The sequence below is a fragment of the Marinovum sp. genome, assembly GCF_048263515.1.
Lineage (GTDB): Bacteria > Pseudomonadota > Alphaproteobacteria > Rhodobacterales > Rhodobacteraceae > Marinovum.
This window is the reverse complement of the sequence record NZ_JBLXEC010000026.1, coordinates 1-18,205: the sequence shown is the minus strand read 5'-3', so window position 1 is coordinate 18,205 and position 18,205 is coordinate 1. Positions and strand designations below refer to the sequence as shown.

The following is an 18,205-nucleotide window of genomic DNA, read 5'->3' as shown; positions in this document are numbered from 1 at the left end:
CCAACCCCTTAAGGCACCCAGCGCTGGACCAGTCCAACGACGCGCTTGACCGTGGGGTTATCAAACAATCGGGGTGAGAAATAGGCCCCCGCCGCGCGTTTGTTGATCTCTCCCACGGTCGGATAGGGCGACACCATGGCCGCCACGTGCTTCATCTTGAGCTTGTTGGCGATCACCAGCGACCAGAGATTCGCCAGCTCGCCGGCCTGGTGCCCGACGATCGAGACGCCGACGGGCCGGCCCTTGACCACCATCACCTTGATCAGGCCGGCGGTCTTGCGTTCCGCGATCAGCCGGTCGTTGTGGTCGAAGTGGAATCGAGTGACTTCGAGCTTGTCACCGTGTTCCTCGCGCGCCTGCGCCTCGGTCAGCCCGACCTGCGCCAGCTCTGGCGCGGTATAAGTCGCCCAAGGGATATGAGCGGTCGAGACCTTGGCCGGCAGACCAAACAGCGCCGAGCGGATCACCACGCCGGCGTGATAGCCCGCCATATGGGTAAACTGCAGCCCGCCGGCGACGTCACCGATGGCATAGACGCGGGCGTTGCTGGTCTTGAGGCTGTCGTCGACCTTGATGCCCGCTTTCGTGGTCTCGATCCCCGCCTTTGCGAGGTCGAGACTGCCGACATTGGGCTTGCGCCCCACCGCCATCAGCAGGTGCGAGCCCTTGAAGACGCGGCCGTCCTTGACTTCGACCTCGATGGCCCCGGCCTGACCGCGCACCTCGGCGGCCAGCGCGTCTTCGGCGATCTCGATGCCCTCGGCGCGGAGCTGGTCCAGCACGATCGTTGCGGTCTCGGAGTCGTCCTTGCCCAGCGCCTTGGCGCCTTCGATCACGGTCACGTCGCAGCCCAGCCGGCGATGCGCCTGCGCCATCTCCATGCCGATCGGCCCGCCGCCGATGATCAGCAGGTGCTCGGGCCGCTCGCGCAGGTCAAAGAGCGTCTCGTTGGTCTCGTAGGGCACGGCATCGAGCCCCGGGATCGGCGGCACCAGCGGCGAAGAGCCGGTGGCGATCACGATGCGTCGCGCGGTGATCAGGTGATCGCCAGCCTGCACCTCGGTTTTCGAGACAAAGCGGCCGAATTCCTGGATCACCCGCACGCCGAAGCCTTCGAAGCGTTCAACCGAATCGACCGGGGCGATCTGGGCGATCACGCCCTGCACATGGTCCTTGGCGGCGGCGTAATCCACCTGGGGCACCACGTCGGCGACGCCGTAAGGGCTAGCATGGGCCTGGCCATAGGCGGCCTTGCCGCTGGCAATCAGCGCCTTCGACGGCACGCAGCCATAGTTCAGACAGTCGCCGCCCATCTTGTGGCCTTCGAGCAGCACCACCGAGGCGCCCATCTGCGCCGCCCCCGCCGCCACCGAGAGCCCGCCAGAGCCACCGCCGATCACCAGGATATCGGTCTTGATCTTTTCCATGGCTCAGATCTCTTTCCTGCCGCGCACGGCCTTGATCAGGATGGGCAGCGCCGCCAGCGCCGAGAGGCCGAGCAGCGGGCCGAGGATGTGCGGCTCCCACAGCAGGCTCAGGTCGGGGCTTTCGCCGCGATCGAACACCGCGCCAAGGCCGACGCCGATCCAGGTAAAGACAACCGCGCCGGGGATGATGCCTAGGGCGGTGGTCCAGACGAAGTTGCGGAACTTCACGCCGACCAGCGCCGGCAGCAGGTTGGCGACAAAGAAGGGCACCGCCGGCACCAGGCGCAGCAACAGCAACACGCTGATCTCGTTCTCGCGCAGCCCTTCCTTCAGCCGGCCAAGCGTGCCGTCAGAGGCTTCGAGCCTCGCGGTCAGCGCCTGCCCCAACCCCCAGCGCGCAGCGAGAAAGATCGCCATGGCGCCGGTGGTGGCGGCGGCCACGTTGAACAGCGTGCCGGCAAAGAGCCCGAAGAGAAACCCGCCGGTGACCGAGGCCACCGCCGCACCGGGCAGCGAAAAGGCGACGATCACCACGTAGACGGCGATGAACCCCAGCGCCATCCAGAGATAGTTGTTGTCCCGCCAGCCCAGCAGCAGCTCGCGATTCTCGCGCAGCGTCTCGAAGGTCAGGTAATCCCGCAGGGTCAGGGCGCCGATCAGCGCGACCAGCGCGATCACGATAAGCGGCAGGTACCGCAGAACGGCGGGGCGGGCCTTGGAGGTCGGCGAAGGTGATGTCATATCGGTCATTCTGCTGGGGTTTCCCGGATGTGGTCTGCTGTTTGTCCTCTGAAACATGAGGCCGGGGCCAGCCCGCTGACAGCGCAATCACGGTCGCTTGATGCAAGGTGACGGGATCGGGGGCGTTTCACCCCTGATCTGACCGAACTGAAACATTTCGCTGCCCCTGCGACAAAAAATGTTGCAGCCCCCTGCGAAACCGGCGATGCGGGGTTTGACTTGGCAGGCTGTGCCCCCTATAGCACGGGCTTCAGTTTGCCGCCGCACGCGAATCCGCGTGGCCCGTGATGGTGTGCGGCCCGGAATCGCCAGAGATGGCCCAGAACTTGGAGACGGAGCGATGAAACGCACCTATCAACCCTCGAACCTCGTGCGCAAACGGCGCCATGGCTTTCGTGCGCGCATGGCCACCAAAGCCGGCCGCAAGATCCTGAACGCGCGCCGCGCCCGTGGCCGGAAGTCGCTGAGCGCCTAAGCGCTCGTCGACTGCGAACAAGATGACACCGTCGGAGGCCCCCGATCCTGGCAGCGATGCCGACCGGGGAGACCATGCCCCGGCGGTTTTGTCATGTCCGGACGTCCCGCCTGACCTCAGGGTGCTGAGGAAACGCGCCGCCTTTCTGGCGGCCGCGCGGGCGCGCCGTCAGGGCACCGGCGGGTTTCTCTTGCAGGCGCGCCGCCGCGGTGACGATGACCCGGCGATCGGCGTCGGCTTCACCTGTTCCAAGAAGGTCGGCAATGCCGTCGCCCGCAACCGCGCCAAACGCCGGCTGCGAGAGATCGCGCGGCTGATCCTGCCCGATCAGGGCCAGCCCGGCTGGGACTACGTGCTGATCGGCAAGGCCGGCGCCACCGCCGAACGGGATTTCACCGATCTGCAGAACGACCTGCGCTATGCCCTGCGCAAGGTCCACGGAGGCGGCGCGTGAGCCCGCTGGCCTACCTGGTGTCGCTGCCGGTGCGGGCCTATCGCCTGATCTTCTCGCCCTGGGTCGGCCACAACTGCCGCTATCACCCCACCTGCTCCGCCTATGCGCTGGAAGCGCTGGAAAAGCACGGCGCGCTGCGCGGCAGCTGGCTGACGATCCGTCGCCTGCTGCGCTGTCAGCCCTGGGGCCGCGGCGGCATCGACAACGTGCCGGACTGAGGCCTCAGCGCAGCTCCGGCTGCGGCGCGGTCGGACGTTTGCGCGCCAGCCCCTCGCGCCAGGCCAGCAGCACGCCGCCAGCGACGATCACCGCCGCGCCCAGCATCGAGATCGGCACCGGCTTCATCCCGAAGACCGCGAAATCGATCACCGCGGCCGAAATCAGCGTGGCATAGCTGAAGGGCACCACGAGGCTGGCATCGGCCCGCGCCACCGCATTGAAGAAGCAACTCTGCGCCAGCGCCATCGACAGGCCGACGCCCGCCATGCCCAACCACTGTGCCGGCGAGGGTGTGATCCAATAGGGCAGCATCACCGCCGTGGCGATGGTCAGCCCGATCAGGTTGTTGATCAGAAGCACCTGCAGCGGCGCCTCGCGCCCGGCCAGCCGCTTTATGAAGACCACCTCGAGCCCCAGCGTCAGCGCCGCCCCCAAGGCCAGCAACGCGCCGGACTGAAAGGCGCCGGTCCCCGGCCTCAGCAGGATCAGCGCGCCGCAGAAGGCCAGCGCAGCCGCGGCCCAGCGCACCGGCCCGACCCTTTCGCCCAGAAGCGGGATGGCGAGGATCATCGCGAAGACCGGGTTGAGGAAGGAGATCGCCGTCGCATCCGCCAGCGGGATCGCCGCCACCGCGGCAAACATCAACGTCACCCCGGCCCAGCCACAGGTCGTCCGCTGCACATGCAGGCCCCAGTGCACCCGGGTAAAGCTCGGGCGCATCACTGCGACGATGCCGGTAAAGAACAACCCGGCAAAGAGAAACCGCCCGAAGGTCACCTGCAACGGATGCAGGATGCCGCCCAGGGTGCCAGACCCCAGCGCCTTGGCAAAGGCGGTGGCCGAGGCAATGAACACGGTCGCAAGCAGCATCAGGGCGATGGCAAGGGGGGGATTTTCGGCCTTGGCTTTGTACATGGTGCGCAGTTGCGCCTGCCGGTGCCGATTTGGCAAGCCCCGACGTGCCGTTCAGCCAAAGGCCGCGGGGTAGACAAGCGTTTCGCGCGGGACCCCGCCGCCCGGGGCAAGAAGGAGCGTGTGATCAGTCGGATAGGGCGAAGTCAGCCCGGCTGCGCGCGCCCGGGAAAAGCCGCAGCTCTCGTAGAAGTCAGGCTCGCCCAGCACGACGATGGTCTGCCCCGCGGCCTCGGCCCAGCCGGTGAGCATGCGGATCATCCGTCGGCCCTGGCCGCGCCTCTGCCAGTCGGGATGGATCGCCACCGGCGCGAGGCAGAGCCAGCCTTTGGGCTGGCGCATCTGCGACAGGGCGAAATAGCCCACCGGGCCGTTACTGCCCTCGGGCCCCGGCAGCACGCTTTCACCCGCCATGACCCCGGCCTTGCGCAGCTTGGCCACCAGCCGCACCTCGTCCTCGCCGCCAAAGGCCGCGCGCAAGAGCGCATCGACCGAAGGCTCTTCGCCGGGTTTCATCGCGCGCAGGAAGCCGGGGGTTTGCAGCATGGTGGTTTCCGATTGCCGGGGGACCTCGGCCAAGGCTAGCCTGCCGCCATGACAGAGACCAGCCACAGCGGCGCCTGCCATTGCGGCAAAGTGCGCTTTTCCGTCCAGCTGGCCCATGGGCTGGCCAGCGCCAGCCGCTGCGATTGCAGCTTCTGCCGCCGGCGCGGGGCCGTGGCGCTGACCGCCCGGAGCGTCCGGATCGACGCTGGACAGGAGGCGCTGACGCTCTACCAGTTCGGCAGCCAGACCGCCCGGCACTATTTCTGCGCCACCTGCGGCATCTACACCCATCACGCGCGCCGCTTTCCCGAGGGTGAGATTGCCGTCAATGCCGCCTGTCTCGCCGACGTCAGCCCCTTCGATTTCGCCGAAGTGCCGGTGCATGACGGTCAGGCGCATCCCTCGGACCGGGGCGGCGAGGAACGCGTGGCCGGCATCCTGCGCTACACCCCGACCAGTTGATCACCGCCGCGAGAGATGCAGCAGCGCCTTGCGCAGCACCGCCACCTCCTGGGGATCGAGGCTGGCGACCAGTTCGGCGTCATAGGCCTCGGCCACACCGCGCAGGTCGCGATAGGCCGCCTGCCCCGCCGGTGTCAGCGTCAGGTGCTCGACCCGGCGGTCGGTCTCATCCTCCTGCCGCAGCAGGAAGCGCCGCGCCTCGAGCCGCGCCACCGCCCGGCTGATCTTGGTCTTGTGCACCTGCGCCGTCCGCCCGATGTCACGCGCCGTCATCCGGCCGTAGATGCCGAGGTGGAACAGCACCCGCCAATCGGTGCGCAGCATGCCGTAACGGTCCTTGTAGATCTTCTGAAAGCCGTCAGAGGCGGTCTCGGCCGCTTGGTTGAGCAGGTAGGGCAGAAACTCTTGCAGATCGAAAGTGTCGGTTTTGTCCATGCCGGGCCGAATAAGCGTTGTTAGTTACAAATTCAACTATTATCTCCGGGGCGACAGGAGGACTCGCCATGAAAGACACCCCCCAGACTTCTTCGCTGACCCAGGCCGACACGCCGGTCGGCACCACCCCGGGCTACATGCCGGGCTTCGGCAACGACTTCGAGACCGAGGCCCTGCCCGGCGCCCTGCCCCAAGGCATGAACTCGCCGCAGAAATGCAACTACGGGCTTTATGGCGAGCAGCTTTCCGGCACCGCCTTTACCGCCGATCCGCCGGAGCGGACCTGGACCTATCGCATCCGCCCTTCGGTGAAGCATTCGCACCGCTACACCCGCATCGACCTGCCCAACTGGAAGAGCGCGCCCAATGTCGACCCCGATGTCGTCTCGCTGGGCCAGTACCGCTGGGATCCGCTGCCGCATGGCGCAGAACACACCTGGCTTACCGGCATGCACACGATGACCACGGCGGGCGACGTCAACACCCAGATCGGCATGGCGAGCCACATCTACCTCGTCACCGAATCGATGGTCGACGAGTATTTCTTTTCCGCCGACAGCGAGCTTCTGGTGGTGCCGCAGGAGGGCCGGCTGCGCTTTGCCACCGAGCTGGGGATCATCGATCTCGAGCCCAAGGAAATCGCCATCATTCCGCGCGGACTGGTCTACCGGGTCGAAGTGCTCGAAGGCCCCTGCCGCGGCTTTGTCTGCGAGAACTACGGTCAGAAGTTCGAACTGCCCGGCCGCGGCCCGATCGGCGCCAATTGCCTGGCCAACCCGCGGGATTTCAAGGCGCCGGTGGCAGCGTTTGAAGACCGCGAAGTGCCCTCGACCGTCACCGTCAAGTGGTGCGGCCAGTTCCACCGGACCGAGATCGGGCAGAGCCCGCTCGACGTCGTGGCCTGGCACGGCAACTACACGCCCTACAAATACGACATGCGCAATTACTGCCCGGTCGGCGCGATCCTCTTCGATCACCCCGATCCGTCGATCTTCACCGTGCTGACCGCGCCCTCCGGCGTGCCCGGCACCGCGAACATCGATTTCGTACTGTTCCGCGAGCGCTGGATGGTGGCGGAAGACACCTTCCGTCCGCCGTGGTATCACAAGAACATCATGTCTGAGCTGATGGGCAACATCTACGGTCAGTACGACGCCAAGCCCAAGGGCTTTGTCCCCGGCGGCATGTCGCTGCACAACATGATGCTGCCGCACGGACCCGACCGGAATGCATTCGAAGGCGCGTCCAATGCCGAGCTCAAGGCCGAGAAGCTCGACAACACCATGTCCTTCATGTTCGAGACCCGGTTCCCGCAGCATCTGACCGCCTTTGCCGCCAAGGAAGCGCCGCTGCAGGACGATTACATCGACTGCTGGACCTCGCTCGAGAAGAAGTTCGACGGCACGCCGGGGCGCAAATGAACGGCGAGACCCTGCTCTGGCTGAGTGCCGGGGTGGTGGTCCTTTGGGTCATCGCCGCGCGGGCGTGTGCCGGGGGCCATAAGGGCGGCGTCGACAGCCAGGCAGAGGCCACCGACCTGGACGACAGCGGCGGTTGCGGAGGGGACGGCGGTGACTGACACTCTGACGGCGGAGGGCCGGTGATGGATGGCGCGCTGTTGAAACTCCTGCTGATCCTGCCGGTGCTTGCGGGCTTTGCGGCGCTGATCTACGCCGTCAACCGACGCAACCGGGCCGAGCGGCGCAACGACGAAAGGTAGTGGCGATGTATATCGAAGGGCTGGTGATCCCGGTCAAGAAGGACCGGCTGGAGGACTATCGCATCTGGGCCGAGCGGCTGGCGCAGGTGTTCCTCGACCATGGGGCGACGCGCGTGGTGGAAAGCGTGGGTCACGGGCTGGAGCAAGGCAAGCTCACCTCCTTTCCCCGCGCCGTGATGCTCGAGGACGACGAGGTGGCGGTGTTTTCGTGGATGGAGTTCCCCGACAAGGAGACCCGCGACACCGGCATGACCGCCGCCTTCGAAGACCCGCGCATGGGCAATACCGACGACATGCCGATGGATGGCAAACGCATCATCTTCGGCGGCTTTGAAACCCTGGTGGACCGTTCATGAAACTCTATTCCTACTGGCGCTCGACCACTTCGATCCGGGTGCGCGCCGCGCTCAACCTCAAGGGGCTGGACTACGAGATCGTGCCGGTCGACCTGGTCGCGGGCGTGCAGCGCAGCGACGATTACACCGCGGTGAACCCCGGCCAGGGCGTGCCGGCGCTGGTTCTCGACGATGGCACCGTGCTGACCCAGAGCCTCGCCATTCTCGACTACCTCGACGAGACGTACCCCGAGCCGCCGCTGCTGCCCGAGGGCGCCGTCGCCCGCGCCCAGGCCCGGGCCGCGGCGCATCAGATCGCGCTGGATGTGCACCCGGTCAACAATCTCAAGGTGGTGAACCGGCTCAAGGCGCTGGGCCATGATCAGGACGTCGCCGTCGACTGGATGAAACACTGGATGTCCGAGGGCTTCACCGCCTTTGACCGCTTGATCCGCCCTGACACGCCCTTCTGCTTTGGCGACACACCCGGCCTTGCCGATCTCTGCCTCGTGGCCCAGGTCTACAATGCCCGCCGCTGGGACTTCGACCTTGCCGCGTTCCCGCGGCTGGGCGAGATTGACGCCAGATGCCAGCAGATCCCGGCCATCGCCAGCGCGATGCCCGATCAACAACCCGACGCCCCCTAGGCTGCGCCCCGCGCGCAGCGTGACAGAAGACCAAAGGACCGAACATGCCCCTGATGAGAAGCTGGGTCGAGAGCGCCAATGCGCCCGACTGCCCCTTTCCGCTGAACAACCTGCCCTATGGCGTCTTTTCCACCGGCGACGAGGAACCGCGCTGCGGCGTGGCCATCGGCAGCCAGATCCTCGACTGCCGCGCCGCCGAATCCGTGGGCCTGTTGAACTTCGGCACCGATCCGCTGTTCGACGTGCCGTTCTGGAACGAGGTGATGGAACAGGGACCCGAGCTCTGGGACCGGCTGCGCAACGTGCTGACCGGGCTTCTGGCCGAGGGCAGCTCGGCGCGGGCCTCTGTCGAGCCGTTCCTCGTCGACCAGTCGATGGCGCGGATGCACATGCCTTTCCTCGTCTCGGAATACACCGATTTCTACGCCGGCCGGCATCACGCCACCAATGTCGGCACCATGTTCCGCGGCGCCGAGAACGCGCTGCCGCCGAACTGGCTGCATATCCCGATCGGCTACAATGGCCGTGGCTCTTCGGTGGTGGTCTCGGGCACCGACGTGCGCCGGCCCTGGGGGCAGCTCAAGGGCCCGAACGACGACGCACCGCGCTTTGCGCCCTGTGCGCGCTTTGACCTCGAGCTCGAGATGGGCGCCATCGTCGGTGTCGAATCCGACGGACCGGTGACGGTCAAGGAAGCCGACGAGATGATCTTTGGCTACGTGCTGCTCAACGACTGGTCGGCGCGCGATATCCAGGCTTGGGAATACCAGCCGCTGGGGCCCTTCCAGGCCAAGGCCACCGCCACCACCATCAGCCCGTGGATCGTCACCCGCGCCGCGCTCGAGCCGTTCCGCTGCGACACCCCGGCGCGGGAGAAGGAGCTGCTGCCGCATCTGCGCGACTGCGGTCCGATGCTCTATGACATCGACCTGACGGTGACCCTGACGCCCGAGGGCAAGACGCCCAGCACCATCGCCACCGCGAATTACAACTTCATGTACTATTCCTCGGCGCAGCAGCTGGCGCATCACACCACCTCGGGCTGCCCGATGAACCCAGGTGATCTCTTGGGCTCCGGCACCATCTCCGGGCCTGAAAAGCATCAGCGCGGCTCGCTGCTGGAGCTGAGCTGGGGTGGCAAGGAGCCTCTGACCCTCGACGGCGGCGACACCCGCAGCTTCCTCGAAGACGGTGACCGGCTGACCCTGACCGGCGTGGCCCGGGGCGAGGGCTTTACCATAGGCTTCGGCGAATGCGCCGGGCGTGTCCTGCCGGCGCTCAAGGACCCCTACGCGCGCTGAAATTGTCACCTGACACAGGAGCGCCCGCCACCTGCGCGGGCGCTCCCCTGCCGCGACATGCGCCTCCGGGCTGGCCCGGCCGGACGATCTGCCCTAAGTCATGGTCATCTTTTCAAACGAGGCCCCCATGACCCGGATCATCCAAACGCTCTCCGAGATTTCCGACCGCTACGACGCTGCCTTCGTCGATCTCTGGGGCTGCGTCCACAATGGCATCGCGGCCTTTCCCGAGGCCGTCGCCGCGCTGCAGGCCTTTCGCGCCAGCGGCGGCACCGTCGTGCTGCTGACCAATGCGCCCCGGCCGCGCGACGAGGTCGCCGACCAGCTGCGCAAGCTGCAGGTGCCCGACGACGCCTGGGACACCATCGCCACCTCCGGCGACAGCGCCCGCGCGGCGATGTTCACCGGTGCCGTGGGGTCCAAGGTCTATCACATCGGCACACCCGGCGATAAACGCTTCTTCGGGCCGCTGCATCTGATCGAGGACCCGGTCGAGATCACCCGCGTGCCGCTGAGAGAGGCCGAGGGCATCGTCTGCACCGGTCCGTTTGATGCCCATGCCGACCCCGCCGAGCTACGCCCGGACTTGCTGTTCGCCAAGCAGAAGGACCTGCCGCTGCTCTGCGCCAACCCCGATATCGTGGTCGACCGTGGCGAGACCCGGGAATATTGCGCCGGCGCGATTGCCGCGCTTTATTCCGAGATGGGCGGTACCAGCCTCTATTTCGGCAAACCGCATCCGCCGGTCTACGACCTTGCCCGCCGCCGCCTGGCCGAGGTGCGCCCCGGTGTCACCGACGCCGCGATCCTCTGCATCGGTGACGGGCCGCATACCGATATCGACGGCGCCATGGGCGAAGACCTCGATTCCCTGTTCATCTCTGGCGGCCTTGCCGCCCAAGAGACCAAAACGTCGCAGGACCCCGAGGCAGAGGCGCTAAAGGCTTATGTCGCCAAGGAAAACATCAATCCGACCTACACAATAGGTCGCCTTCGCTGACCCAATAAGGCTTGATTTTCTGCGGTTGCGAAGTAATTATATTGCGAATGTTGCCACGGCGGCGCGCTTTAATTACTCAAAGACCTCGAAAGGGAGCCTCATGTTGGACAATATGCCCCGCGGCACGATCTGCATCGAAGACATCGAGATGGGCATGACCCGTCACCTGCGCAAACAGGTGACGGACCTCGATATCGAGCTCTTTGCCCAGGTCTCCACCGATCGCAACCCGGTGCATCTGGATGACGACTACGCGCAGGATACGATTTTCGAGGGGCGCATTGCGCACGGCATGCTGACCGCCGGGCTGATCTCGGCCGTGATCGGCGAGCAGCTACCCGGCCACGGCACGGTGTACATGGGGCAGACGCTGAAGTTCCTCGCCCCGGTGCGCCCCGGCGACATGGTCTATGCCGAGGTCAAGGTGGTCGACATCGACCACGCCAAGCGCCGGGTGACGCTGGACTGCCATTGCTCGGTCGACGGCAAGAAGGTGTTGATCGGCGAGGCCAAGGTGCTGGCGCCGTCGCGCAAATTCGATTGACCGGTGGTGGGCAGGGTTGGCCCAGCCTGCGGGGCCTGGCTTGTAGCGGCGGTGGGGTGAAACCCCACCCTACGGGAGCGCTGGTGCGACCGTCATCCCGGGCTTGACCCGGGATCTCCCGGCCACTCCTTCCTCAAGCGCAGCCACCAACCCCGCGCCCGGCCTCAGGAGGTCCCGGGTCAAGCCCGGGATGACGTTTCACTGACCCATGGGCACCGCAAATGAAAAGGCCCCCGCCGATGTCTCGGCGGGGGCCTTTTTATCTCAACCAAGTGACGGCGCGCACTGGTCGTGCGCGCGCGACCTTTACCAGTCTTCGCGAACCACGACGCGGGTCTTGATCGGCAGCTTCATCGCCGCGAGACGCAGCGCTTCACGTGCCACATCTTCCGACACGCCGTCGATCTCGAACATCACGCGGCCCGGCTTGACCTTGGCGGCCCAGAAATCCACGGAACCTTTACCCTTACCCATCCGGACTTCGGTGGGTTTGGAGGTCACGGGGGTGTCCGGGAAGATCCGGATCCAGACGTGGCCCTGGCGTTTCATGTGACGGGTCATGGCACGACGCGCCGCTTCGATCTGGCGTGCGGTCACACGCTCAGGCTGAAGCGCCTTGAGGCCATAGGTCCCGAAGTTCACATCGCTGCCGCCTTTTGCCTCGCCGGAAATCCGGCCCTTGAACATCTTGCGGAATTTTGTGCGTTTGGGTTGCAGCATGGCTTAGTTCCTCCGGCCACCGGCGCCGCGGGGGGCGGGGCCATCCTGGATTTCCTGGGCCTTGCGATCACGCGCTTGCGGGTCGTGTTCCATGATCTCGCCTTTGAAGATCCAGACCTTGATCCCGATGATGCCGTAGGGCGTGGTCGCCTCGACATGTGCGTGGTCGATATCGGCCCGCAGGGTGTGAAGCGGCACGCGGCCTTCGCGGTACCATTCGGTCCGGGCGATCTCGGCGCCGCCAAGGCGGCCCGCGACGTTGACCCGGATGCCCAAGGCACCCATGCGCATGGCGTTCTGCACCGCACGTTTCATTGCACGACGGAAGGAGACGCGGCGCTCGAGCTGCTGTGCGATGCTTTCGCCGACCAGGCGGGCATCAAGCTCGGGCTTGCGCACTTCCACGATGTTGAGGTGCAGCTCGCTGTCGGTCATCGAGGCAATCTTCTTGCGCAGCGTCTCGATGTCCGCGCCTTTCTTGCCGATGATGACGCCGGGGCGCGCGGTGTGGATCGTGACGCGGCACTTCTTGTGCGGACGTTCGATGATCACACGGGCGATGCCGGCCTGCTTGCACTCTTCGTGAATGAAGTCGCGGATTTTCAGGTCTTCGAGAAGAAGATCACCGTAATCCTTGGTATCGGCGTACCAGCGGCTGTCCCAGGTGCGGTTGACCTGGAGGCGCATGCCGATCGGATTGGTCTTGTTACCCATTAGGCTTGCTCCTCGATCTGACGCACCTTGATGGTGATTTCCGAGAACGGCTTGTGAATCTTGCCGAACCGGCCACGGGCACGCGGACGACCGCGCTTCATGATCAGGTTCTTGCCGACATAGGCTTCGGCAACGATCAGCTCGTCGACGTCAAGACCGTGGTTGTTCTCGGCGTTGGCAATTGCCGACTGGAGGCACTTGCGCACGTCCGCGGCAATCCGCTTCTTCGAGAACGCCAGGTCGGTCAGCGCCTTTTCCACCTTCTTGCCGCGGATCAGACCGGCGACGAGGTTGAGCTTTTGCGGGCTGGTGCGAAGCATGCGCAGTTTTGCCATTGCTTCGTTGTCGGCCACGCGGCGGGGGTTCTTTTCCTTGCCCATGACTTACTTCCGCTTCGCTTTTTTGTCGGCGGCATGACCATAATAGGTCCGGGTCGGCGAATACTCACCGAACTTCTGACCGATCATGTCTTCGCTGACGTTGACAGGGATATGTTTCTGACCGTTGTAGACGCCGAACGTCAGGCCCACGAACTGGGGCAGGATCGTCGAGCGGCGCGACCAGATCTTGATGACTTCGTTGCGGCCCGACTCGCGCGACGCTTCGGCTTTTTTCAGCACGTAAGCATCGACGAAAGGCCCTTTCCATACAGAGCGCGACATGAATTAGCGACCCTTCTTCTTGGCGTGACGCGAGCGCAGGATGAGCTTCTGCGACGCCTTGTTCTTGTTGCGGGTGCGCGCACCCTTGGTCGGCTTGCCCCAGGGCGTGACCGGGTGACGACCACCCGAGGTCCGGCCTTCACCACCACCATGGGGGTGGTCGATCGGGTTCATGACGACACCACGCACGGAGGGGCGGATGCCCTTGTGGCGCATGCGGCCGGCTTTACCGAAGTTCTGGTTCGAGTTGTCGGGGTTCGACACGGCACCGACGGTGGCCATGCATTCCTGACGCACGAGGCGCAGCTCGCCCGAGGACAGGCGGATCTGGGCGTAGCCACCGTCACGGCCGACGAACTGGGCATAGGTGCCAGCGGCGCGTGCGATCTGACCGCCCTTGCCGGGCTTCAGCTCGATGTTGTGAACGATGGTACCGATCGGCATGCCCGAGAACGGCATCGCGTTGCCCGGCTTGATGTCGGCTTTCGCAGAGGCGACGACCTTGTCGCCGATCGCAATGCGCTGCGGGGCCAGGATATAGGCCTGGTCGCCGTCGACATATTGCACGAGGGCAATGAACGCGGTGCGGTTGGGGTCGTATTCGATGCGCATCACGACGGCTTCGACGTCATGTTTGTTGCGCTTGAAATCAACGATCCGGTAGAGGCGTTTCGCCCCGCCACCACGGCGGCGCGAGGTAATACGTCCGGTGTTGTTCCGGCCGCCCGACTTCGTCAGACCCTCGGTGAGGGCTTTGACGGGGCGTCCTTTCCACAGCTCCGAACGGTCGATCAGCACCAGCCCGCGCTGGCCCGGCGTCGTCGGCTTATACGACTTGAGTGCCATGCTTTCTGTCTTCCGTTTAGCAATGCGAGACGTGTGCCGCCCCGCTATGTTTGGGCGCTTGCGCGCCAGGGTATAGGGCCCCGAAGGTCCCCGGTTCGTGCGCCGTTCGCCCCCGCCCGTTGCGCCCCGGATTTGGATACCGGAGCCTCCTGGCCCATGAGGTCCCGGGTCGAGCCCGGGACGGGGAATGCTGGCTTTGCCGACCTGTGCGAAACACCGAGACGACAAAAACACACAGCCCCAGACGAATCTGGGGCGGTGCGGATGGGGTCTGATAGGGGATGGCAGGGGTGGGGTCAAGTGGCGCTGGAGCGGCTGGGCCTGATGGGCGTAGGGCGGTGCGTGACTGCGGGCTTAGGGCCCACGCGTCAACAGCGGGCGCAGGCCACCGTGCATCGCCGGCCCTGCGACTGGCCATGCAGGTTCTACGCCACCTCAGGCTGATGCTCCAGCGCGGTATCAGCGACCAGAGTCGGCCTGCGTCGCCCAACCGCTCACTGATCATGCGCGGCTTGCGTTGAACGACGATATTTCGCCCCAGCGCGTTAACAGCGGCTGTAAGCCGCCGCGCATCGCCGGGCCGCCCGCCGGCACGGCGATTTGGCTGACACATGCGCGGCCATCCGATCTCTTCCGGACTTGGCTGAGATAAAGCGCTGCAGAACCGGGGTCGGTTCGCCGCACCGCGGCCCGACGCTGCGCGGACAAACCGAACCCCCTTAACATCGTCGGACGAAGCCTCCCTCCGGATTTCTTTCCCAAATCCTTTTGGAACAAACCACCGGTCGAGTTCGTAGTCCTTGTGAATATGAACTTGAAGGAGACTATATATGACCCGTCTGAGCATGATCGCCCTCGCTGCCGCCATGACCGCTGGCCCCGTCCTCGCTGAATCGCACGCCGCGGCCACCGAGACCGAGACCATGACCGAAACCGGCACCGCGACGGAGACCACGACCACCACCGATGCGACCGACAGCACCATGAACGCTGCCGCTGACGCGCCGCTGGACTACGCTCAGCTGATCCGTTCGCGTGACATCACCGGCGGCGAAATCTACACCATCAACGGCCCGATGGACGACGACACCTGGGGCAACTGGGAGTCGGAAGGCGTCGGCCCCGACTGGAACGACATCGGCGAGATCGAAGACATCGTGCTTGACCGCAACGGCCAGATGGTCGGCGTGGTGGCCGAGATCGGTGGCTTCCTCGACATCGGTGACAAGCACGTGCTGATCCCGATGAGCGACGTTCGCCTGACGCCGGTCGACGACAAGACCTATGTGCTCGTGACCCGGAAGACCGAGGAAGAGCTCGAGCAGATGGAAGAAGTCGACGAAGGCTGGTGGGACTGAGTTTTCCGCAAGGGTCCGATGCAGAGTTACCCTCTGTAGGTTAACGAGTGAAGGGGTCCGGTTCGGGCCCCTTTTTTCATGCCCCGGCGCCTGCCGCCCCGTAGGGTGGGTTTCCAACCCACCGCCACCGTCCGGACGATGACGCGCATCCAAACGAAAAGACCCCGGCCGCTCTCGCAGCCGGGGTCGCGTAGTCCTGACGTCTGACCCTGTCCTTACAGACCGGTGGTCACGTCGATGGTGTTGCCCTCTTCGAGCATCACATAGGCTTTCTTGACGTCTTTGCGCTTGCCGATCTGGCCTTTGAAACGCTTGACCTTGCCTTTGGTGATCGTGGTGTTCACGGCCTTGACCTTGACACCGAAGAGCGCCTCGACGGCCTCCTTGATCTGCGGCTTGGCAGCGTTGATCGCCACTTCGAAGACCACTGCGCCGTTTTCGGACACCATGGTGGATTTCTCGGTGATGATCGGCTTGCGGATCACGTCGTAATGTTCTGCTTTCGCGCTCATTTCAGACGAGCCTCCAGTGCTTCGACAGCCGCTTTGGTGAGCACCAGGGTGTCACGCTTGAGGATGTCATAGACGTTTGCGCCCATCGACGGCAGAACGTCGAGGCCTTCGATGTTGCGCGCGGCCTGCGCGAAACCTTCGTTGACCTCTGCACCGTCGATGATCAGCGCGCGTTTCCAACCCAGGTTCTTGACCTGCTTGGCCAGCGCGCTGGTCTTGCCTTCGGACGCGGCGTTTTCGATGACGACCAGCTGGCCGGCTTTCGCCTTGGCCGACAGGGCATGCATCAGGCCGAGCTTGCGGACCTTCTTGGGCAGATCGTGGCCGTGCGACCGCGGGGTCGGGCCCTTGTAGATACCACCTTTGCGGAAGATCGGCGCGTTGCGGTCACCGTGGCGTGCGCCGCCGGTGCCCTTCTGGCGATAGATCTTCTTGGTCGAATAGCTGGTTTCCGAACGGGTCTTGACCTTGTGGGTCCCCTGCTGCGCGTTGTTACGCTGCCAGCGGACCACACGATGCAGGATGTCGGCGCGGGGCTCGAGGCCGAAGAGCGCGTCGTCCAGCTCGACCGAACCGGCGGAACCGCCGTCGAGATTGATCACGTCGAGTTTCATTCCTCGCCTTCCTTCTTCTCGGCTTCGATGTCCGCTTCAGCGGATTTCAGAGCCTCGGCTTCGGCTGCGGCCTGTTCCTCGGCCAGGCGCTTTGCCTCGGCTTCGGCTTCTGCGGCGGCGGCGGCGGCGGCCTCTTCAGCCGCTTTCGCAGCTTCTTCGGCAGCAGACTTCAGCGCGGCAGGCAGGATCGCGTTCTCGGGGAACGGTTTCTTGACGGCGTCGCGCACGGTGACCCAGCCCCCCTTGGAGCCCGGAACCGCGCCCTTGACCATGATCAGGCCACGGTCGGCGTCGGTCTTGACGACCTGCAGGTTCTGCGTGGTGACACGGACGGCGCCCATGTGACCGGCCATCTTCTTGCCTTTGAAGACCTTGCCCGGGTCCTGACACTGACCGGTCGAACCATGCGACCGGTGCGAGATCGAGACACCGTGGGTGGCCCGCAGGCCGCCGAAGTTGTGGCGCTTCATCGAACCGGCAAAACCCTTACCGATCGAGGTGCCCGACACGTCGACGAACTGGCCTTCGAAGTAATGATCGGCGGTGATTTCCTCACCGACGTTGATCAGGGCTTCGGGGGCCACGCGGAACTCGGCCACCTTGCGCTTGGGCGCAACGTTGGCTTTCGAGAAGTGGCCGCGCATCGCCTTGGAGACCCGGTGGGTCTTGGCCGAACCGGCGCCAAGCTGAACGGCGGTATAGCCGTGCTCGTCAGCGGTCCGCTGCGCCACGACCTGAAGGCCGTCGAGCTGCAGCACGGTCACGGGGATCTGTTTGCCGTCTTCCTGGAAGAGGCGGGTCATCCCGACTTTCTTTGCAATGATACCAGAGCGCATCATGTTCATGCCCTCCTTACGCTTGCAGCTTGATCTCGACGTCCACACCAGCGGCGAGGTCGAGCTTCATCAGCGCGTCCACGGTCTGGGGGGTCGGATCAATGATGTCGAGCAGGCGCTTGTGGGTCCGGATTTCGAACTGGTCGCGCGACTTCTTGTTCACGTGGGGGCCACGCAGAACGGTGAATTTCTCGATCTTGTTCGGCAGCGGAATCGGTCCGCGCACATTGGCGCCGGTCCGCTTGGCGGTGTTGACGATCTCTTGCGTGCTGGCATCGAGCACACGATAGTCAAACGCCTTGAGCCGAATGCGAATGTTTTGGCTTTGCATTGGTCTTAGCCTTCATTGGCGTTGAGGTTGAGAGGAGGACGGCGACCATCGCAAACCCTCATCGAACCTTGAGGGCGGGGAATCACCCCGCCCTCACATTCCCGTCGGGAACCTGCGCCCTATACAAGGACCGCCCCCCTGTGACAAGGGCCGGTCGGGGAATATCGGCAGGTTCCCCCGGCCGCTGCGCTGGGGCCTCTGTAGAAGCGTCTCGGGTGTACGGCTGGGCTGGCCGTGAGGTCCCGGGGCGAGCCCGGGACGTTGGGTCAAACTTGTCCTCCGCCACTCTGAAGCCCAAGCGCGTTAACAGCGGCCAGAGGCCGCCGCGCATCGCCGGGCCGCCCACCGGCACGGCGATTTGGCTGACCCGGGCGTATCGTTCGGATCATCTTCG

At 65.0% G+C, this 18,205-nt stretch carries 26 protein-coding genes; 12 read left to right on the top strand and 14 right to left on the bottom strand.

Annotated elements, in window-relative coordinates:
- Positions 1–8: 8 nt before the first annotated feature.
- Both ACN0SE_RS18165 and ACN0SE_RS18160 read right to left on the bottom strand, forming a co-directional pair.
- Positions 9–1,427 (bottom strand): dihydrolipoyl dehydrogenase family protein, encoded by a 1,419-nt coding sequence (locus tag ACN0SE_RS18165; RefSeq protein WP_417525946.1) that lies wholly within the window; start codon positions 1,425–1,427, stop codon positions 9–11.
- A gap of 3 nt (positions 1,428–1,430) precedes the next feature.
- Positions 1,431–2,168 carry a TVP38/TMEM64 family protein gene (locus tag ACN0SE_RS18160; protein ID WP_417525980.1) on the bottom strand — a complete coding sequence of 246 codons (738 nt, stop codon included), beginning with the start codon at positions 2,166–2,168 and terminating at the stop codon, positions 1,431–1,433.
- Between the two features lie 340 nt (positions 2,169–2,508).
- On the opposite strand from ACN0SE_RS18160, the gene rpmH reads away from it, so the two are divergent.
- Genes rpmH through yidD form a run of 3 tightly spaced genes read left to right on the top strand, consistent with a single transcriptional unit; the run spans position 2,509 to position 3,315 of the window.
- Entirely contained in the window at positions 2,509–2,643 is a 135-nt protein-coding gene (gene rpmH, locus ACN0SE_RS18155) for a 50S ribosomal protein L34 (protein WP_005980833.1), read from the top strand.
- A 22-nt stretch (positions 2,644–2,665) separates the two neighbouring features.
- Positions 2,666–3,097: a ribonuclease P protein component gene (gene rnpA / locus ACN0SE_RS18150; protein ID WP_417525945.1), complete on the top strand. Its 432-nt coding sequence runs from the start codon at positions 2,666–2,668 to the stop codon at positions 3,095–3,097.
- Positions 3,094–3,315 carry a membrane protein insertion efficiency factor YidD gene (gene yidD, locus ACN0SE_RS18145; RefSeq protein WP_417525944.1) on the top strand — a complete coding sequence of 74 codons (222 nt, stop codon included), beginning with the start codon at positions 3,094–3,096 and terminating at the stop codon, positions 3,313–3,315. The genes rnpA and yidD overlap by 4 nt, the downstream gene beginning before the upstream one ends.
- A gap of 4 nt (positions 3,316–3,319) precedes the next feature.
- Here the strand turns inward: yidD and ACN0SE_RS18140 are convergent, their stop codons facing one another.
- Positions 3,320–4,231, bottom strand: a complete 912-nt coding sequence (locus tag ACN0SE_RS18140; RefSeq protein WP_417525943.1) for a DMT family transporter — start codon at positions 4,229–4,231, stop codon at positions 3,320–3,322.
- A 51-nt stretch (positions 4,232–4,282) separates the two neighbouring features.
- Positions 4,283–4,774 (bottom strand): GNAT family N-acetyltransferase, encoded by a 492-nt coding sequence (locus ACN0SE_RS18135; RefSeq protein WP_417525942.1) that lies wholly within the window; start codon positions 4,772–4,774, stop codon positions 4,283–4,285.
- A gap of 48 nt (positions 4,775–4,822) precedes the next feature.
- Between ACN0SE_RS18135 and ACN0SE_RS18130 the strand changes: the two genes are divergently transcribed.
- A complete protein-coding gene (locus ACN0SE_RS18130; RefSeq protein WP_417525941.1) occupies positions 4,823–5,236 on the top strand; it encodes a GFA family protein in 414 nt (137 codons plus the stop codon).
- On the opposite strand, the gene ACN0SE_RS18125 is transcribed toward ACN0SE_RS18130, so the two are convergent.
- Complete coding sequence (locus ACN0SE_RS18125) at positions 5,237–5,671, bottom strand: MarR family winged helix-turn-helix transcriptional regulator (RefSeq protein ID WP_417525940.1); 435 nt, start codon at positions 5,669–5,671, stop codon at positions 5,237–5,239.
- 68 nt (positions 5,672–5,739) lie between these two features.
- On the opposite strand from ACN0SE_RS18125, the gene hmgA reads away from it, so the two are divergent.
- From hmgA to ACN0SE_RS18090, 7 genes are all read left to right on the top strand, one after another.
- A complete protein-coding gene (hmgA, locus tag ACN0SE_RS18120) occupies positions 5,740–7,092 on the top strand; it encodes a homogentisate 1,2-dioxygenase (RefSeq protein ID WP_417525939.1) in 1,353 nt (450 codons plus the stop codon).
- Positions 7,089–7,250, top strand: a complete 162-nt coding sequence (locus tag ACN0SE_RS18115; RefSeq protein WP_417525938.1) for a hypothetical protein — start codon at positions 7,089–7,091, stop codon at positions 7,248–7,250. The genes hmgA and ACN0SE_RS18115 overlap by 4 nt, the downstream gene beginning before the upstream one ends.
- A gap of 146 nt (positions 7,251–7,396) precedes the next feature.
- On the top strand, positions 7,397–7,747 hold the full coding sequence (locus ACN0SE_RS18110) for a DUF1428 domain-containing protein (protein WP_417525937.1): 351 nt from the start codon (positions 7,397–7,399) through the stop codon (positions 7,745–7,747).
- Complete coding sequence (gene maiA / locus ACN0SE_RS18105; protein ID WP_417525936.1) at positions 7,744–8,373, top strand: maleylacetoacetate isomerase; 630 nt, start codon at positions 7,744–7,746, stop codon at positions 8,371–8,373. Before ACN0SE_RS18110 ends, maiA begins: the two co-directional genes overlap by 4 nt.
- 44 nt (positions 8,374–8,417) lie before the next feature.
- Positions 8,418–9,674: a fumarylacetoacetase gene (fahA, locus tag ACN0SE_RS18100; RefSeq protein ID WP_417525935.1), complete on the top strand. Its 1,257-nt coding sequence runs from the start codon at positions 8,418–8,420 to the stop codon at positions 9,672–9,674.
- A 127-nt stretch (positions 9,675–9,801) separates the two neighbouring features.
- Positions 9,802–10,674, top strand: coding sequence for a TIGR01459 family HAD-type hydrolase (locus ACN0SE_RS18095; protein ID WP_417525934.1), 873 nt, complete (start codon positions 9,802–9,804; stop codon positions 10,672–10,674).
- A gap of 100 nt (positions 10,675–10,774) precedes the next feature.
- Positions 10,775–11,218, top strand: coding sequence for a MaoC family dehydratase (locus ACN0SE_RS18090; RefSeq protein ID WP_417525933.1), 444 nt, complete (start codon positions 10,775–10,777; stop codon positions 11,216–11,218).
- A 306-nt stretch (positions 11,219–11,524) separates the two neighbouring features.
- On the opposite strand, the gene rplP is transcribed toward ACN0SE_RS18090, so the two are convergent.
- From rplP to rplB, 5 genes are read right to left on the bottom strand one after another with little or no spacing between them, the layout of a single operon-like run.
- Positions 11,525–11,938 carry a 50S ribosomal protein L16 gene (gene rplP / locus ACN0SE_RS18085; RefSeq protein WP_417525932.1) on the bottom strand — a complete coding sequence of 138 codons (414 nt, stop codon included), beginning with the start codon at positions 11,936–11,938 and terminating at the stop codon, positions 11,525–11,527.
- A 3-nt stretch (positions 11,939–11,941) separates the two neighbouring features.
- Entirely contained in the window at positions 11,942–12,652 is a 711-nt protein-coding gene (gene rpsC / locus ACN0SE_RS18080) for a 30S ribosomal protein S3 (protein ID WP_323768112.1), read from the bottom strand.
- On the bottom strand, positions 12,652–13,032 hold the full coding sequence (gene rplV / locus ACN0SE_RS18075) for a 50S ribosomal protein L22 (RefSeq protein WP_417525931.1): 381 nt from the start codon (positions 13,030–13,032) through the stop codon (positions 12,652–12,654). Before rplV ends, rpsC begins: the two co-directional genes overlap by 1 nt.
- 3 nt (positions 13,033–13,035) lie before the next feature.
- Positions 13,036–13,314 carry a 30S ribosomal protein S19 gene (gene rpsS / locus ACN0SE_RS18070; protein WP_048532936.1) on the bottom strand — a complete coding sequence of 93 codons (279 nt, stop codon included), beginning with the start codon at positions 13,312–13,314 and terminating at the stop codon, positions 13,036–13,038.
- 3 nt (positions 13,315–13,317) lie between these two features.
- Complete coding sequence (rplB, locus tag ACN0SE_RS18065) at positions 13,318–14,160, bottom strand: 50S ribosomal protein L2 (protein ID WP_417525930.1); 843 nt, start codon at positions 14,158–14,160, stop codon at positions 13,318–13,320.
- A gap of 830 nt (positions 14,161–14,990) precedes the next feature.
- Here rplB and ACN0SE_RS18060 point away from each other — a divergent pair.
- On the top strand, positions 14,991–15,518 hold the full coding sequence (locus ACN0SE_RS18060; RefSeq protein WP_417525929.1) for a PRC-barrel domain-containing protein: 528 nt from the start codon (positions 14,991–14,993) through the stop codon (positions 15,516–15,518).
- 215 nt (positions 15,519–15,733) lie between these two features.
- Here the strand turns inward: ACN0SE_RS18060 and ACN0SE_RS18055 are convergent, their stop codons facing one another.
- Genes ACN0SE_RS18055 through rpsJ form a run of 4 tightly spaced genes read right to left on the bottom strand, consistent with a single transcriptional unit; the run spans position 15,734 to position 17,811 of the window.
- Positions 15,734–16,030, bottom strand: coding sequence for a 50S ribosomal protein L23 (locus ACN0SE_RS18055; protein ID WP_417525928.1), 297 nt, complete (start codon positions 16,028–16,030; stop codon positions 15,734–15,736).
- Entirely contained in the window at positions 16,027–16,644 is a 618-nt protein-coding gene (gene rplD / locus ACN0SE_RS18050; protein ID WP_417525927.1) for a 50S ribosomal protein L4, read from the bottom strand. The genes ACN0SE_RS18055 and rplD overlap by 4 nt, the downstream gene beginning before the upstream one ends.
- Positions 16,641–17,483, bottom strand: coding sequence for a 50S ribosomal protein L3 (gene rplC / locus ACN0SE_RS18045; protein ID WP_417525926.1), 843 nt, complete (start codon positions 17,481–17,483; stop codon positions 16,641–16,643). The genes rplD and rplC overlap by 4 nt, the downstream gene beginning before the upstream one ends.
- 13 nt (positions 17,484–17,496) lie before the next feature.
- Complete coding sequence (rpsJ, locus tag ACN0SE_RS18040; protein WP_417525925.1) at positions 17,497–17,811, bottom strand: 30S ribosomal protein S10; 315 nt, start codon at positions 17,809–17,811, stop codon at positions 17,497–17,499.
- Positions 17,812–18,205: the final 394 nt, after the last annotated feature.

What these genes read in the sequence shown, in the direction of transcription:
- ACN0SE_RS18165 (WP_417525946.1), bottom strand. Translation starts at nt 1,427, where the DNA reads ATGGAAAAGATCAAGACCGATATCCTGGTGATCGGCGGTGGCTCTGGC.
- ACN0SE_RS18160 (WP_417525980.1), bottom strand. Translation starts at nt 2,168, where the DNA reads ATGACATCACCTTCGCCGACCTCCAAGGCCCGCCCCGCCGTTCTGCGG.
- rpmH (WP_005980833.1), top strand. Translation starts at nt 2,509, where the DNA reads ATGAAACGCACCTATCAACCCTCGAACCTCGTGCGCAAACGGCGCCAT.
- rnpA (WP_417525945.1), top strand. Translation starts at nt 2,666, where the DNA reads ATGACACCGTCGGAGGCCCCCGATCCTGGCAGCGATGCCGACCGGGGA.
- ACN0SE_RS18140 (WP_417525943.1), bottom strand. Translation starts at nt 4,231, where the DNA reads ATGTACAAAGCCAAGGCCGAAAATCCCCCCCTTGCCATCGCCCTGATG.
- ACN0SE_RS18135 (WP_417525942.1), bottom strand. Translation starts at nt 4,774, where the DNA reads ATGCTGCAAACCCCCGGCTTCCTGCGCGCGATGAAACCCGGCGAAGAG.
- ACN0SE_RS18130 (WP_417525941.1), top strand. Translation starts at nt 4,823, where the DNA reads ATGACAGAGACCAGCCACAGCGGCGCCTGCCATTGCGGCAAAGTGCGC.
- ACN0SE_RS18125 (WP_417525940.1), bottom strand. Translation starts at nt 5,671, where the DNA reads ATGGACAAAACCGACACTTTCGATCTGCAAGAGTTTCTGCCCTACCTG.
- hmgA (WP_417525939.1), top strand. Translation starts at nt 5,740, where the DNA reads ATGAAAGACACCCCCCAGACTTCTTCGCTGACCCAGGCCGACACGCCG.
- ACN0SE_RS18115 (WP_417525938.1), top strand. Translation starts at nt 7,089, where the DNA reads ATGAACGGCGAGACCCTGCTCTGGCTGAGTGCCGGGGTGGTGGTCCTT.
- ACN0SE_RS18110 (WP_417525937.1), top strand. Translation starts at nt 7,397, where the DNA reads ATGTATATCGAAGGGCTGGTGATCCCGGTCAAGAAGGACCGGCTGGAG.
- maiA (WP_417525936.1), top strand. Translation starts at nt 7,744, where the DNA reads ATGAAACTCTATTCCTACTGGCGCTCGACCACTTCGATCCGGGTGCGC.
- fahA (WP_417525935.1), top strand. Translation starts at nt 8,418, where the DNA reads ATGCCCCTGATGAGAAGCTGGGTCGAGAGCGCCAATGCGCCCGACTGC.
- ACN0SE_RS18095 (WP_417525934.1), top strand. Translation starts at nt 9,802, where the DNA reads ATGACCCGGATCATCCAAACGCTCTCCGAGATTTCCGACCGCTACGAC.
- ACN0SE_RS18090 (WP_417525933.1), top strand. Translation starts at nt 10,775, where the DNA reads ATGTTGGACAATATGCCCCGCGGCACGATCTGCATCGAAGACATCGAG.
- rplP (WP_417525932.1), bottom strand. Translation starts at nt 11,938, where the DNA reads ATGCTGCAACCCAAACGCACAAAATTCCGCAAGATGTTCAAGGGCCGG.
- rpsC (WP_323768112.1), bottom strand. Translation starts at nt 12,652, where the DNA reads ATGGGTAACAAGACCAATCCGATCGGCATGCGCCTCCAGGTCAACCGC.
- rplV (WP_417525931.1), bottom strand. Translation starts at nt 13,032, where the DNA reads ATGGGCAAGGAAAAGAACCCCCGCCGCGTGGCCGACAACGAAGCAATG.
- rpsS (WP_048532936.1), bottom strand. Translation starts at nt 13,314, where the DNA reads ATGTCGCGCTCTGTATGGAAAGGGCCTTTCGTCGATGCTTACGTGCTG.
- rplB (WP_417525930.1), bottom strand. Translation starts at nt 14,160, where the DNA reads ATGGCACTCAAGTCGTATAAGCCGACGACGCCGGGCCAGCGCGGGCTG.
- ACN0SE_RS18060 (WP_417525929.1), top strand. Translation starts at nt 14,991, where the DNA reads ATGACCCGTCTGAGCATGATCGCCCTCGCTGCCGCCATGACCGCTGGC.
- ACN0SE_RS18055 (WP_417525928.1), bottom strand. Translation starts at nt 16,030, where the DNA reads ATGAGCGCGAAAGCAGAACATTACGACGTGATCCGCAAGCCGATCATC.
- rplD (WP_417525927.1), bottom strand. Translation starts at nt 16,644, where the DNA reads ATGAAACTCGACGTGATCAATCTCGACGGCGGTTCCGCCGGTTCGGTC.
- rplC (WP_417525926.1), bottom strand. Translation starts at nt 17,483, where the DNA reads ATGATGCGCTCTGGTATCATTGCAAAGAAAGTCGGGATGACCCGCCTC.
- rpsJ (WP_417525925.1), bottom strand. Translation starts at nt 17,811, where the DNA reads ATGCAAAGCCAAAACATTCGCATTCGGCTCAAGGCGTTTGACTATCGT.